Origin of the sequence: Polymorphospora sp. NPDC051019, assembly GCF_040683055.1 — a bacterium.
GTDB lineage: Bacteria > Actinomycetota > Actinomycetes > Mycobacteriales > Micromonosporaceae > Polymorphospora > Polymorphospora lycopeni.
This window is the reverse complement of the sequence record NZ_JBFBCH010000012.1, coordinates 97,107-110,180: the sequence shown is the minus strand read 5'-3', so window position 1 is coordinate 110,180 and position 13,074 is coordinate 97,107. Positions and strand designations below refer to the sequence as shown.

At 73.1% G+C, this 13,074-nt stretch carries 11 protein-coding genes; 8 read left to right on the top strand and 3 right to left on the bottom strand.

The features are described 5' to 3' along the window. The first annotated feature begins 1 nt into the window (after position 1). The 8 genes from AB0M79_RS21570 (at position 2) to AB0M79_RS21535 (ending at position 10,202) form a co-directional block, all read left to right on the top strand. Positions 2-949, top strand: coding sequence for a sugar ABC transporter permease (locus AB0M79_RS21570; RefSeq protein WP_364216420.1), 948 nt, complete (start codon positions 2-4; stop codon positions 947-949). Between the two features lie 2 nt (positions 950-951). Further along, positions 952-1,794, top strand: coding sequence for a carbohydrate ABC transporter permease (locus tag AB0M79_RS21565; protein WP_364216417.1), 843 nt, complete (start codon positions 952-954; stop codon positions 1,792-1,794). 28 nt (positions 1,795-1,822) lie between these two features. Continuing rightward, positions 1,823-3,355 carry a glucoamylase family protein gene (locus tag AB0M79_RS21560; protein ID WP_364216414.1) on the top strand — a complete coding sequence of 511 codons (1,533 nt, stop codon included), beginning with the start codon at positions 1,823-1,825 and terminating at the stop codon, positions 3,353-3,355. After that, positions 3,352-5,127: a xylan 1,4-beta-xylosidase gene (locus AB0M79_RS21555; protein WP_364216411.1), complete on the top strand. Its 1,776-nt coding sequence runs from the start codon at positions 3,352-3,354 to the stop codon at positions 5,125-5,127. The genes AB0M79_RS21560 and AB0M79_RS21555 overlap by 4 nt, the downstream gene beginning before the upstream one ends. Before the next feature lie 239 nt (positions 5,128-5,366). Next, on the top strand, positions 5,367-6,335 hold the full coding sequence (locus AB0M79_RS21550; RefSeq protein ID WP_364216408.1) for a sulfite exporter TauE/SafE family protein: 969 nt from the start codon (positions 5,367-5,369) through the stop codon (positions 6,333-6,335). A gap of 189 nt (positions 6,336-6,524) precedes the next feature. Continuing rightward, positions 6,525-7,358, top strand: coding sequence for a lasso peptide biosynthesis protein (locus AB0M79_RS21545; RefSeq protein ID WP_364216405.1), 834 nt, complete (start codon positions 6,525-6,527; stop codon positions 7,356-7,358). Then, entirely contained in the window at positions 7,355-9,151 is a 1,797-nt protein-coding gene (locus tag AB0M79_RS21540; protein ID WP_364216402.1) for an asparagine synthase-related protein, read from the top strand. The genes AB0M79_RS21545 and AB0M79_RS21540 overlap by 4 nt, the downstream gene beginning before the upstream one ends. Positions 9,152-9,170: 19 nt before the next feature. Then, on the top strand, positions 9,171-10,202 hold the full coding sequence (locus AB0M79_RS21535; protein ID WP_364216399.1) for an NAD-dependent epimerase/dehydratase family protein: 1,032 nt from the start codon (positions 9,171-9,173) through the stop codon (positions 10,200-10,202). On the opposite strand, the gene AB0M79_RS21530 is transcribed toward AB0M79_RS21535, so the two are convergent. Genes AB0M79_RS21530 through AB0M79_RS21520 form a run of 3 tightly spaced genes read right to left on the bottom strand, consistent with a single transcriptional unit; the run spans position 10,187 to position 13,054 of the window. Next, on the bottom strand, positions 10,187-10,315 hold the full coding sequence (locus AB0M79_RS21530) for a hypothetical protein (protein WP_357538766.1): 129 nt from the start codon (positions 10,313-10,315) through the stop codon (positions 10,187-10,189). The genes AB0M79_RS21535 and AB0M79_RS21530 overlap by 16 nt on opposite strands. Further along, entirely contained in the window at positions 10,300-11,319 is a 1,020-nt protein-coding gene (locus AB0M79_RS21525; protein ID WP_364216396.1) for an SGNH/GDSL hydrolase family protein, read from the bottom strand. Before AB0M79_RS21525 ends, AB0M79_RS21530 begins: the two co-directional genes overlap by 16 nt. After that, entirely contained in the window at positions 11,300-13,054 is a 1,755-nt protein-coding gene (locus AB0M79_RS21520; RefSeq protein WP_364216393.1) for a carbamoyltransferase N-terminal domain-containing protein, read from the bottom strand. Before AB0M79_RS21520 ends, AB0M79_RS21525 begins: the two co-directional genes overlap by 20 nt. Positions 13,055-13,074 lie beyond the last annotated feature (20 nt).

The window sequence follows — 13,074 nt, the reverse complement described above, 5'->3', positions numbered from 1 at the left end:
GATGACCGCCGTCGACGTCAAGTCCGCGGCGGCGGCGCCGCGGAAGGTGGGCGACCGCCCGGCGAAACGCCCGCCGAGGTGGCGGCGGGCGGTCACCGGCTGGGCGTTCGCCACCCCGTTCACCGCGCTGTTCCTCGTCTTCATGGCGTTGCCGGTCGTCGCGTCGCTGGCGATGAGCGTGACCGACCTGCGCTCCACCGATCTGCGGAACCCGCTCGCGGTCAACTTCGTCGGCCTGGACAACTACGCCCGGCTCTTCGGTGACGAACTGTTCGTCCGGTCCGCGGTGAACACGCTGGTCTTCGTGGTGGTCGGGGTGCCACTGACGATGGTGCTGGCACTCGCCGCGGCCAGCGCGCTGAACTCGGGACTGATCCGGTTCCGGGCGCTCTTCCGGGTCGGCTTCTACCTGCCCGTGGTGACCAGCATCGTCGCCATCGCCGTGGTCTGGCGGTTCCTGCTCGACCCGGAGGCCGGCCTGGTGAACAACCTGCTGCGGCTGGTCGGGGTCGACGGGCCGGCCTGGCTCGGCGACACCAGCACGGCCCTGCCGTCGCTGATCGTGATGGCGGCCTGGCGCAACTTCGGGTTCCTGATGGTGATCTTCCTCGCCGGCTTGCAGGGCATCCCGCAGCACCTGTACGAGGCGGCGACGCTGGACGGCGCCGGCCGGTGGCAGCAGTTCCGCAACGTCACCATGCCGCTGCTGCGCCCGACGCTGCTGTTCGGCGCGGTCGTCACCGGCATCGGGTTCCTCCAGGTGTTCGAGGAGCCGTTCGTGATGACGCAGGGCGGGCCGCTGTCGTCGACCCTGTCGGTCTCCTACCACATCTACAACCAGTTCGGGTTCGGCAACTACGGCTACGCGGCGGCGGCCAGCTACGTGCTGTTCGTCGCGATCGTGGCGCTGTCGGTGCTGCAGTTCCGGCTGCTCGGCGAGAGGGACTGACGATGACGAGCGCTCAGCTGCGCGGCCGGGACCGGACGGCCCGGATCTCGCTGTACGCCGTACTCGTGGTGGGTCTGCTCTTCGTGGTCGGGCCGTTCGTCTGGATGGCGCTGGCGGCGGTGAAGCCGGAGGCGGAGATCCGGGCGGTGCCGCCGACCTGGCTGCCGGAGACGTGGACGCTGGCGAACTTCCAGGACCTGTTCACCCGGCTCGACTTCCCCACCTATTTCTTCAACTCGACCCTGGTGGCGGTGCTGGTCACCGCCGGCAACCTGGTGTTCTGCTCGCTGCTCGGGTACGCGCTGGCGAAGCTGAACTTCCCGGGCCGCAAGGCGCTGCTGCTGATCGTGCTCGGCATGCTGATGGTGCCCGGCATGGTGCTGTTCGTGCCGCAGTTCGTGCTGGTCAGCAACCTGGGGCTGGCCAACTCGTACGCCGGTCTGATCCTGCCGTACCTGGCCGGGCCGTTCGGGGTCTTCCTGATGCGGCAGTTCCTGCTGTCCATTCCGGACGACCTCATCGAGGCGGCCCGGGTCGACGGCGCCGGCGAGTGGCGGATCTTCTGGCAGGTCGTGCTGCCGCTGTGCCGGCCGGCGCTGGCCACGCTCGGCATCCTGACGTTCCTGTCGAGCTGGAACAACTTCCTGTGGCCGCTGGTCGTGGCCACCACCGAGGACAAGTACACGCTGCCGGTCGCGCTCGCGCTCTACAGCATCGGGCAGAACCGCACCGACTTCGGCCTGCTGCTGGCCGGCGCGGTCGTGGTCGTGCTGCCAGTCCTCGTCGTCTTCCTGGTCCTGCAACGGCACTTCATGCGCGGGATCGCCACCACCGGACTCAAGTGAGCACCACCCGGATAGACAGGAGCTGCCCGTGAGACGCCTGCTCGTACCCCTGCTGGCCGTGACCCTGGTCCTGACCGCCGGCGGAACCGCCGGGGCCGCCGACTCCGGCGACCGGACGCTGCGTACGTACGCGAAGGACACCTGGCGGTCGATGGTCGCCATGACCGACCCCGGCACCGGGCTGGTCGCCGACAACATCGGCGGCGACCTGCGTACGCCGTCGACGTACACCTCGCCGACCAACATCGGCGGCTACATGTGGTCGGCGGTGGTCGCCCGCGAGCTGGGCATCATCAGCCGGAACGAGGCCCGCGACCGGGTGTCGAAGACCCTGGACACGCTGGCCACCCTGGAGCATCACGACGAGTCCGGGATGTTCTACAACTGGTACGACCCGCGCGACGGCTCGGTGGTCACCGTCTGGCCGGACGACGGCAACCCGGTCTACCCGTTCATGTCGAGTGTGGACAACGGCTGGCTGGCGGCGGCACTGCGGGTGGTCGGCGGCGCCCTGCCGGAGCTGCGGGGCAAGGCCGACCGGGTGCTGTCGAAGATGGACTTCGGTTTCTATTTCAACCCTGAGGCGGCCACCCCGATCGGCCCCCGGGGGCTGATCCGGGGCGGGTTCTGGGACGCCGCGCCGCCCGGCTGCTCGGTGCCGCAGAACGGGGTCTGGTTCACCTGCAACCACTACGACATCACGGTGACCGAGCCGCGGATCGCCACCTACCTCGGCATCGGCAGTGGGCAGATCCCGCCGACGGCGTACTTCGACACGATGCGCACGCTGCCCGACAACTGCGACTACGCCTGGCAGGAGATGCGGCCGCGGGGCTTCACCACCACCCACCTCGGCCGTGAGGTCTACGAGGGGTCGTACCGCTACCGGGGCATCACGTTCGTGCCGAGCTGGGGCGGGGACATGTTCGAGGCGCTGATGCCGGACCTGTTCGTGCCCGAGGCGCAGTGGGGTCCGCGGTCGTGGGGCCGGAACCATCCGGCGACCGTCGCCGCGCAGATCGAGCACGGCCTGCACGACGCCGGGTACGGCTACTGGGGCTTCTCACCCGCGTCGAACCCGGCCGGCGGGTACGCCGTCTACGGGGTCGACGCGATGGGCATGGACACCGACGGCTACCCGTCGGACGCGCAGGCGACGAAGTACGACGCCGGGTTCGAGGGCTGCCGCCCGGCCGGCCCCGACCCGGAGTACGGCGACGGCGTGGTGACCCCGCACGCGGCGTTCCTGGCGCTGCCGTACGCGCAGCGGCCGGTGGTGGACAACCTGGCCAAGCTCCAGCGCGACTTCGACGCGTACGGCCCGGGCGGCTTCTACGACGCGGTCAACGTCGGGACCGGGCAGGTCGCGAAGCGGCACCTGTCCCTGGACCAGGCGATGATCATGGGTGCGCTCGGCAACCACCTGGCCCGCGACGTGGTCAAGCGGGCCTTCGTGACGCCGCAGTTCGAACGCCGCATCCGGCCGCTGCTGGCGGCGGAGACGTTCAACGTCCCGGCCGGGCAGCGGTTGCCGCAGCTCACCGGAAAGGCCGCGTCGTGAGCGTGGCTTCCGCCCAGGCCAGTTGGTCGGCCCTGATGGGGGCCGGTGGCGCCCAGGACCGGGAACCGGGCGAGACGGTCGAGGCCGACCTGCCGGCACCCACCGGGGTCCGGGCGGTCGCCGGGCGCGACCAGGTCACCGTGTCGTGGGACCCGGTGCCGGACGCCATCGGCTACGTCGTCTACCGCGCCGGCTCGGCCGACGGCCCCTTCGAGGTGGTCGACTTCGGCGGCGGCGACGTCCTCGCGGTGCCGCACGGCCCGTTCGCCGACACCACCGACGGGCGGGGCGGCTGGTACGCCGTCGCCGCGCTGGCCACCGTCGCCGCCAGCGGGCCACTGTCGGCCCCCGACCGGGTCGGGCCGGGGCCGGCCGACGCCCGGGTGATCGTCGAGGTCGGCACCGGCTCGGCGCCGCTGGACCGGGTGTGGCGGGCGATGGTCGGCTCGGAGCACCTCAGTCACCTGCTCAGCGAGGACCTGACCGGCGGTCGGGTGATCGGCACCGACCTGTCGAACGCGCTGCGCCGGGTCCACGACGAGCTGGGCGTGGCGACCGTACGCGCGCACGGCATCCTCTGCGACGACCTGGCAGTCGTCCGCGACGGGGCGTACGACTTCAGCGGCGTCGACCGGGTCTACGACGCCGTCCTGGCGCTCGGCTACCGGCCGGTGGTCGAACTCGGGTTCATGCCCCGCGAACTGGCCCGGGACCCGTCCCCGACGGTGTTCGCGTACGCCGGGATCATCTCGCCGCCGGGGGATCTCGACCGCTGGGCCGACCTGGTCCGGTCCCTGGTCAGCCACCTGGTCGACCGGTACGGCCGGGACGAGGTCCGCGACCACTGGGCGTTCGAGGTCTGGAACGAGGCGAACCTGTCGGTGTTCTGGTCCGGGACGCCCGAGGAGTACTGGCGGCTGTACGAGGTGACCGCCGGTGCGGTCAAGGACGTCGACCCGGGGATCGCGGTCGGCGGTCCGGGTTCGGCGGCGGTCGGCTGGATCGACGGGCAACTCGCCGTGGACGCACCGGTCGACTTCCTCTCCACCCACGTGTACGGCACCCCGCCGCTGGACCTGCGGCCGCTGGCCGGCGGGCGGCCGCTGCTGTGGACCGAGTGGGGTGTCACCCCGACCCACCACCACCCGGTCAACGACACGGTGTTCGCGGCGACGTTCCTGCTGCGCGGCATGCGCTCGGCGGCCGGCCGGGTGGCGGCGCTCGCGCCCTGGGTCGCCTCCGACCACTTCGAGGAGCTGGGCCGGCCGGAGCGGCTGTTGCACGGCGGGTTCGGCCTGCTCACCGTCGGTAACCTCGCCAAGCCGAAGTTCTGGGCGCTCAAGCTGGCCGAGCGGTTGGGGGAGGTCGAGCGGCCGGTGACGCTGACCGGCGACGGGGCGGGCAGCCTGGTCGAGGCGTGGGCCGGCGAGTCCGGGGTGCTGGTGTGGAACGGCACCCTCGACCAGTCCAGGCTGCGCGGCGCGGTCGGGCTCGACCGGCTGGTGACCGTACGGTTCACCGGGGTCGCGCCGGGTCGGCACACCGTACGGGTGTGGCGGGTCGACGGGTGGCACGCCAACATCGAGGCCCGCTGGGCGGCGCTCGGTGGTGGTGCCGACTGGCCGACCGGCGAGCAGTGGCTCGCCCTGGCCGCGGAGGACCGCCTCGACGAGGCCGAACCGGCCCGTACGGTGACCGCCGACGCGGACGGGACGGTGTCGGTGGAGATCGACCTGCCGATGCCCGGCATCGCGTACCTCGAGCTGTCCTGACCGTGGCCGGGCAGCGCTCCTGGGTCCTTCCTCGGCAACCGCCAGGGCGTTCGTGATCATCTGCTGCCCACCAGCACGACACGCCGTATCTACAACGGCGGAACAACTAACGATCACCACACACCGTCACGTCAGGAAGGCCCCGGCGTCCCATCAGCCGATCAGCCCTTGACGTGGGCGCGTCCCGTACCGCATTGTCGACCAAATCGATAGGAGTTGCCGAAAAGTCGGAGGCGATCGTGCGCAAGCTGGTGGTCCTCGCCCTCGTGGGGCTGGTCGCGCAACTCGTCGACGGCGCACTCGGCATGGGCTACGGCCTGACCTCGACGTCCCTGCTGCTGGTCGCCGGGGTCACCCCGGCCGCCGCCTCGGCGTCGGTGCACCTCGCCGAGATCGGCACCAACCTCGCCTCCGGGGTCGCCCACTGGCGGTTCGGCAACGTCGACTGGCGGGTGGTGTCCCGGATCGCGATCCCCGGCGCGGTCGGCGCCTTCGCCGGGGCCACGATCCTCAGCGCGATCTCCACCAAGACGGCCGAGCCGTGGATGGCCGGCATCCTCTTCGTGCTCGGCGCCTACCTGCTGATCCGCTTCTCCCGACCGCTGGCGGCCCGCCGCCCGGCCGGACCGCTGCGCGGCCGGTTCCTCGGCCCGCTCGGCCTGTTCGCCGGCTTCGTCGACGCGACCGGCGGCGGTGGCTGGGGCCCGGTCGCGACCCCGGCCCTGCTGGTCTCCGGCCGGATGGAACCTCGCAAGGTGATCGGCTCGGTCGACACCGCCGAGTTCCTGGTCACGGTCGCCGCCAGCGTCGGCTTCCTCATCGGCCTGGGCGCCGGCGGGTTCCTGCTGCCGATGGTCCTGGCGCTGCTGATCGGCGGGCTCATCGCCGCCCCGGTCGCCGCCTACCTGGTGCGGATCGTGCCGGCCCAACTGCTCGGCGCGGCCGTCGGCGGCCTCATCGTGCTGACCAACTCGCGCACCCTGGTCGGCGCGGCCGACCTGCCCGGGGCGGCCCGCCCGGTCGTCTACGTCCTGCTGGCGGCCGGCTGGCTGACCGCGCTGGTGCTGTCCGTACGGATCGTGTTGCGGGCCCGTCGGGCGCGGCTGGCGGCGGCCACCGTCGCCGCGCGGGACGGCGCCGCCACCGCGCCCCGGCCGGAGGACGACGGCACGTCGGACACCCGGCCGCTGGAGCCCGCCAACCGGTGAAAGCCGGTCCTGGCGACCTTGCCGCGCCCTCGGGCGGATGTTTCAATGTAGACATTGACGGAATTGATCATCTGATCGACCCGGTGGCGTGATCGGCTGGCTGACCAGGCCAAATGGCTGACCAGGCCAGATAGTCGACCGTTGCGGGTCGATCCGGCATCGCTGTCGACCGTCGGACGGGGAGGCGCGGTGGGTAGCGGCCCACTCCGGCAGGACGATCTCGAACTCGACGGCCCGCTCCTCCTCGTCGAGTGCCCCGTCGGCCCGGCACCCGCCCGAACACCTTCCGCCCCCGACCCCCACGACGGGTCCCTACCGGCGTCGTCCGCGCCCGGCGTGCACTGGGCCGACTACGACGGGGACCTGATCGCGCTCGACCTGCGCACCGACCGCTTCGTCGCCCTCGGCGCGTACGCGTCCGCCGTCGTCTCGGCCACGCTCGGCACGCCGGCCGCGCCCGGCCCCCGCGACGGCGAAGTCCTCGCCGCGCTCGCCCGGCGCGGCCTGCTCACCGGCGGACCGGCCGCCGGGCCGTGGTCGCCCGCCCGCCCCGCCCGGCCCGGCGGGGTGACCACCAACGCTCCCCGGCCGCTGGCCGGCGTGGCACGGACGGCACCGGCCGCCCGGCCGGGCCTTCCGCTGCTGCTCGCCGCCCGGTCGCACCTGCTGACATGCGAGCGCGAGCTGCGCCGGGACGGTCTTTCGGCCCTGCTCGCCGACCGGCCGGCGGAGCGTCCGGCGCGGCCCGACGACCTGCCGGTGGCCGCCCGGTTGGTCCGCGCCCACCTGGCCGTACGACGGCTCTGGTCCCGGCCCCAGCACCCGATGGCCGCGCCCGCCGCGCTGGCCCGGCACGCCTGGCGGGTCGGGCTGCCGGTCCGCCTCGTCGTCGGCGTGCAGAAGCATCCCCTCCACTCGCGGGCGTTCGTCGAACTGCGGGGCACGGTGCTCGACGACGATCCGGAACTGGCCGGGGCGCTGGCCCCGATCCTGGTGGTCGGACCGGAGGGGGAGGCCGCGTGACGCAACTCGCCGGATACGTCGACCTGCACCCCGACCAGCGCCCCGCCCGCCGCCTGCGCGAACTGCTCGGCACGGCGGGATCGGTGCCGGTCGAGGGGGACGGCTGGCTGGTCGCCGGCCTACCGCCGTCCGCACCGGTGGCCGGCGTTCCGGCGCGTGACCCGCTGCCCGGCGACGACGCGCCGGTGCCCGTCGTCGCCGGTACGGCGCAACGTGGCCTGCTCGTCGGCCGGCTCTTCGAGCGCGACGGCGACCTGTCGCGGCGGTGCGCCGAGCCGGTCCCGCTGGAGTGGCTGGCCGGCGACGGGGAGCTGCCCCGGCGCCGCTGGGGCCGCTACGCCGGCGCCGCCGTCCGGCCCGACGGCACCCTGCTGCTGGCCCGCGACCCGATCGGCCACCTGCCCTGCTTCCACGTGCCGTACGCGGGCGGGCTGGTGTTCGCGACCCGGATGGCGCTGCTGGTCGACCTCCTCGGCGAGCGCCCGGACTTCGACTGGGACCGACTCGGCACGTTCGTGGTGCAGGGCCCCGGGCCGACCACCCGGACCGCGTGGCAGGGGGTGTCGCAACTGCCGCCGGGCACGCTGCTGCGCCGTACCGGGCGGGAAACGAGCCGGGAACCGCTGTGGAGTGCCGCCACGGTGGCTGCGGGCGGCGGCGCCGACCCGGATCCGGACGCGTTGCGGGACACGCTGCGGGCCTGCACCCGGGCCTGGGTCGGGTCGGCGCCGGTGGTGGCCCTCGACCTCTCCGGCGGGCTCGACTCGTCGGCGGTCGCCTGGGCGGTCCACGCCGACCTGCGCGGCGACCAGACCTTCCAGCCCAGGTACGTCTACTTCCCGGCCGGCGCGTCGCTGGACGAGCGCCCGCTCGCCGCAGCGGTCACCGAGCGGCTGGGCAGCGAACTGCTGGTGGTCGACGGCGCCGACCTGCTGCCGCTCACGCCGCCGAAGGGTCCGCTGCCCCGGGCCGACGCGCCGCAGTTGCAGTTCACCGAGGCCCGGCTCAACGAACTGCTCGCCGAGCAGGCCGGCCCGGCGGCCGAAGCGCTCGGTGGTGGCGGCGGCGATCAGGTCTTCGTGCTCAAGGGCGGTGGCGACCACCTCGCCGACCATCTGCGACGGCGGGGGCCGCTCGGGCTCGTCGAGGCCTGGCGGGAGAGCCGGCACGGCCTGACCCCGTTCCCGCAGTTGCTCGCCGCGGCCGGCCGGGAGCTGCGCCGGGCACGGCGCCGGGAGCCGGCGCTGACCGGCAACGACTTCGACTTCCCGCGTCCGGCCTGGCTGTCCCCGCCCGATCCGGGCACGCCGCTCGAACTGCCGGCGGGCGCGGCGGGGCTGTCCGCCGTCCGGGCCGGGCAGATCCTCGGCACCGCCTACTGGGGCGACGCCGTCGACCGGGAGCACCGCAACCCGCACCGGCCCAGCGTCTATCCGCTGCTGTCGCAGCCGGTCGTGGAGTTCGCGCTGCGTACGCCGGTGCCGGCGCTGGTCGACCACACCGGGGACCGGCTGCCGCTGCGCCGGGCGGTGCGCGGCCTGCTGCCGGAGTCGGCGACCGACGCGGCCGTGAAGGGCTCGTACGCCGGCATGTACCAGTTGGCGCTGCGGCACAACGCGGCGGTGGCGCGAGAACTGATCATGGACGGCCGGTGCGCCGAGCGGGGGCTCGTCGACCCGGAGTCGGCGCTCGCCGACCTGGTGGCCACCGGGCGCGGCTTCGTCCGCGGCCCGAACTGGCCGCTCTACAACCTGCTCGCGGTCGAGTTGTGGTGCCGGGCCTGGCGGCCTTAGCACCGGACGGGAGAAGACGATGCGGCTGCTCGTGCTCGGCGGTACGGCCTTCGTCGGCCGGGCGGTGGTGGAGGAGGCGCTGGCCCGGGCGTGGGACGTGACCGTGCTGAGCCGTGGCGTCAGCGGCCGGCCACCGGCCGGCGTACGGGCGCTGACCGGCGACCGGACCGACCCGGCCGACCTGCGGCGGCTGGCCGGCGAACGGTGGGACCTGGTCGTCGACACCTGGCGCGACGATCCGGCCGCGGTCCGCGCCAGCGCCGAACTGCTGGCCGGGTCGGTCGGGCGCTACCTCTACGTATCGAGCCTGTCGGTGTACCGCTGGCCGGCCTCCCCCGGCTTCGCCGAGGACGCGCCGCTGGTGCCGTACCCGCAGCCGGTCGACGGGGACGACTTCGACGCGTACGCGATGGCGAAGGCCGGGGGTGAGCGGGCCGTCCTGGACGCCTTCGGCGAACGTGGCCTGCTGGCCCGCACCGGCCTGATCCTGGGGCCGTACGAGTATGTCGGCCGGCTGCCGTGGTGGCTGCTGCGGATGGCCCGGGGCGGGCAGGTGCTGGCGCCGGGGCCGGCCGACCGCGGGCTGCAGTACGTCGACTCCCGCGACCTGGCGGCGTGGCTGCTGTCGGCCGGCGAGCGGGGGCTGTCCGGGCCGTACAACGTGCTGTCCGGGGTGGGTCACACGACCATGCGCGGGCTGCTCGACGCCTGCCGTACGACCACCGGCGGCGACGCCGAGCTGACCTGGGTCGACGAGGACTTCCTCCTCGACCACGGGGTACGGGCGTGGAGCGAGCTGCCGATCTGGCTACCGGCGGGCGACCGGCTGGCCGCCAGCTACGAGGTCGACTCGTCGCGGGCGTTCGCGACCGGGCTGCTCGACTGCCGCCCGGTCGAGGAGACCGTCGCGGACACCTGGCGCTGGTTGGGCACGCTCGCCCCCGACCGGCTCGACGCCGAGGCCGGCCAGCGCAAGCCGTGGCTGACGGCGGAACGGGAGGCGGCGCTGCTGGCCGCCTGGCGGAATCGCGTCGCTCACCACAGTGGATAGACGTTCTCCCGGCTCTCGTCGGGCGGTTCGCGGCGGTCGTCGGTCCGCTTGCGGTTACGCCGGGACAGGCTCAGCACCACCCCGGTGACGGCACGGATCAGCTTGTCGAGCACAACCTCTCCCAGATGATGTCGGCGGCCTGCTGGTAGCCGTGGTCGGTCATGTGGACACGGTCGTAGAACGACCAGCCGGTGAACCGGCGGGCCGCCAGGTCGAGGAACTCGACCCCGAGTTCGGCGCAGCCGGCCGCCATCCGGTCGGCGTACGCGTCCCAGTTGGCGGCCACGTAGTCGCGGGCGGTGAGCCAGGGGCCCTGCCGTTCCCGGGCCAGGTCGAACAGTTCCCGTTCCGGCGGGGTCGGGGTACGCAGCACCGGGTCGGCGAACGGCTGGAGGCAGAACAGCACCCGCGCGTCGGGGCGGGCCGCACCGGCGATGATCCGCAGGTCGCGTAGTTGCCGGTCGAGCGCGGCAGTCATGCGGGCGGCGAGATGGTCGCCGATGTCGGTGCTGGGCAGCACCTGGCCGGCGGTGTCGGCGGCCCGCTGGTCGGGGATGTCCCGACCGGGTTCGGCCACGGCCGCGGCGAGGTCGACGATCGGGGTACGCCCCAGGGTGGCGAGCGCTCCCTCGAAGAACAGCGGCCCGTAGACCTCGTTGTGGCCCAGGGACTGCAGCGACGCGAAGACGTTGTTGATCCCGGAGCAGATCAGGACGCTCCGCGCGGCGGCCAGGAAGGGGACGGCCGCGACGAGTTCCTGCAACGAGTTGCCGGCGTAGATGCCGAGGTTGAGGTAGGGCACGCCGCTGCGGTGGGCCAGCCGCGACGGCAGCGTGGTGCCGTCGCCGCTGGCGCCGACGCCGAACACGAACGACCCACCGAGGACGATCCCGCCGTCGAGTTCGCGCCACCGGTCGGAGTCGACCCGCCCCTGGCCGGAGTCGGACAGGCGGTAGCCGAGCCGGTCGGTGCGGAAGACCGGGTTGTCGATTCCGGGCCGGCTGACGAACGTCACGTACGGGCGGAGGAACAGTTCGTTGGCGTCGTACTGCTCGAACTGCGGGACGAGTTCGTACCGCTTGTTCCGGTGCGCCCGCTCAAGATCGCGAAATGACACGGTCCTCCATCACCAATGCGTCGAGTTCACTGCGCCCGAAGGTGGAGATGGCCTCCTCGGGCGTGGCGACGATCGGTTCGCCGCGCAGGTTGAACGAGGTGTTGAGCACGCAGCCAAGGCCGGTCCGCTGCCCCAGTTCGCTGATGACCGAGTGGAAGAGCGGGTTCGTCTCGGGTGCGACGGTCTGGATCCGGCCGGTGCCGAAGTGGTCGACGGCCGGGGCACTGGCCGCGAACCGCTCATCGAGCGGCATGACCATGAGCATGAACCGGGTCGGCCACTGGTCGGTGCCGTCGCCGGTGACGTATTCGGCCGCCCGGTCGTGCAGCATGGCCGGGGCGAAGGGGCGGAACGGCTCGCGGAACTTCACCTTCTTGTTGATCAGGTCCTTGATGCCAGGGCCGCGCGGGTCGGCCAGGATGCTGCGGTTGCCCAGCGCCCGCGGCCCCCACTCGAAGCGGCCCTGGAACCAACCGATGACGAGGCCGTCGGCGAGCATGTCGGCGACCGTCGCGGCCAGCGCGGCCGGGTCCGGCTGCGTGGTGTAGGCCAGCCCGGCCCGGTCGAGCGCCCGGGTCACCGCGTCCGGGGTGGCCTGGGCACCCCAGTACGCGTGCCGCATCACGAACCGGCGCGGCTGCCCGAGCAGGACGTGGTGGGCGTACAGGGCCGCGCCGAGCGCGCCGCCGGAGTCGCCGGGGGCGGGCGGGATGTACAACTCCTCGACCCCGGCCCGGCGCAGGACCTGGTAGTTGGCCACCCCGTTGAGGGCGACCCCGCCGGCCATGCAGAGCCGGCGGTGGCCGGTGACCTCGACCGCCCGCCGGGCCATCGCCACCACCGCGTCCTCGGTGAACTGCTGCACGCTGGCCGCGACGTCGGCGTAGCGGCGGGCCCGCTCCCCGACGGCGCCCTCGGCCGCCGGGTCGAGTTCGACACCGGGCGGGCAGGGCGGCATGCCGAGCAGCTCGGCGAGCCGGGGGTGGAAGCCGTTGCGGACCGAGCGGTGGTAGCGGAAGTAGCGCATGTCGAGCCAGAGGCTGCCGTCGTCGTACTGGCGGGCGATCCGGTCGATTTCGGCCCGGTAGCGCGGCCGGCCGTAGGCGGCCAGCCCCATCACCTTGTATTCGCCCTCGTTGACCTGGAAGCCGAGGAACTCGGTGAAGGCGGAGTAGAGCATCCCGAGCGAGTGCGGGAAGTGCATCGTCTCCTTCAGCCGGAGCCGGTTCTCGCCGGTGCCGTCCCAGGCCGCCTGCCCCTCGCCGATGCTGGTGGTGGCCCACTCGCCGACGCCGTCGATGGTGAGGGTGGCCGCGGCGTCGAACGGACAGGCGAAGAAGGACGAGGCGGCGTGCGACAGGTGGTGTTCGACGAAGAGCACCCGGGACGCGGGTATGCCGACCGTCTCGCGGATCTGGTCGCCGACCGCCTGCCGGGCGCCGCCGTGGGTGAAGAACCGCTCGAACGGGCCGAAGCTGTGCGGCACCTCGCTGAGGATGGTGGCCACCGCCCGCTCGGCCTTGAGCCGCGGCTTCTCGTAGAAGACGACGTGGTCGAGGTCGCCCGCGCCGAGGCCGGCCGACTCCAGGCAGAACCGGATCGCGTTGACCGGGAAGCGGTTGTCGTGCTTGCGCCGGCTGAACCGCTCCTCCTCGGCCGCGGCCACGAGCTGTCCGTCGACGAGCAGCGCGGCCGCCGAGTCGTGGAAGAAGGCGGAGATGCCGAGGATGATCATGCTGTGCTCCGGGGCCGGAT

Excerpts from the sequence above, each read along its gene's own strand:
- AB0M79_RS21570 (WP_364216420.1), top strand. The coding sequence starts at position 2 with ATGACCGCCGTCGACGTCAAGTCCGCGGCGGCGGCGCCGCGGAAGGTG.
- AB0M79_RS21565 (WP_364216417.1), top strand. The coding sequence starts at position 952 with ATGACGAGCGCTCAGCTGCGCGGCCGGGACCGGACGGCCCGGATCTCG.
- AB0M79_RS21535 (WP_364216399.1), top strand. The coding sequence starts at position 9,171 with ATGCGGCTGCTCGTGCTCGGCGGTACGGCCTTCGTCGGCCGGGCGGTG.
- AB0M79_RS21520 (WP_364216393.1), bottom strand. The coding sequence starts at position 13,054 with ATGATCATCCTCGGCATCTCCGCCTTCTTCCACGACTCGGCGGCCGCG.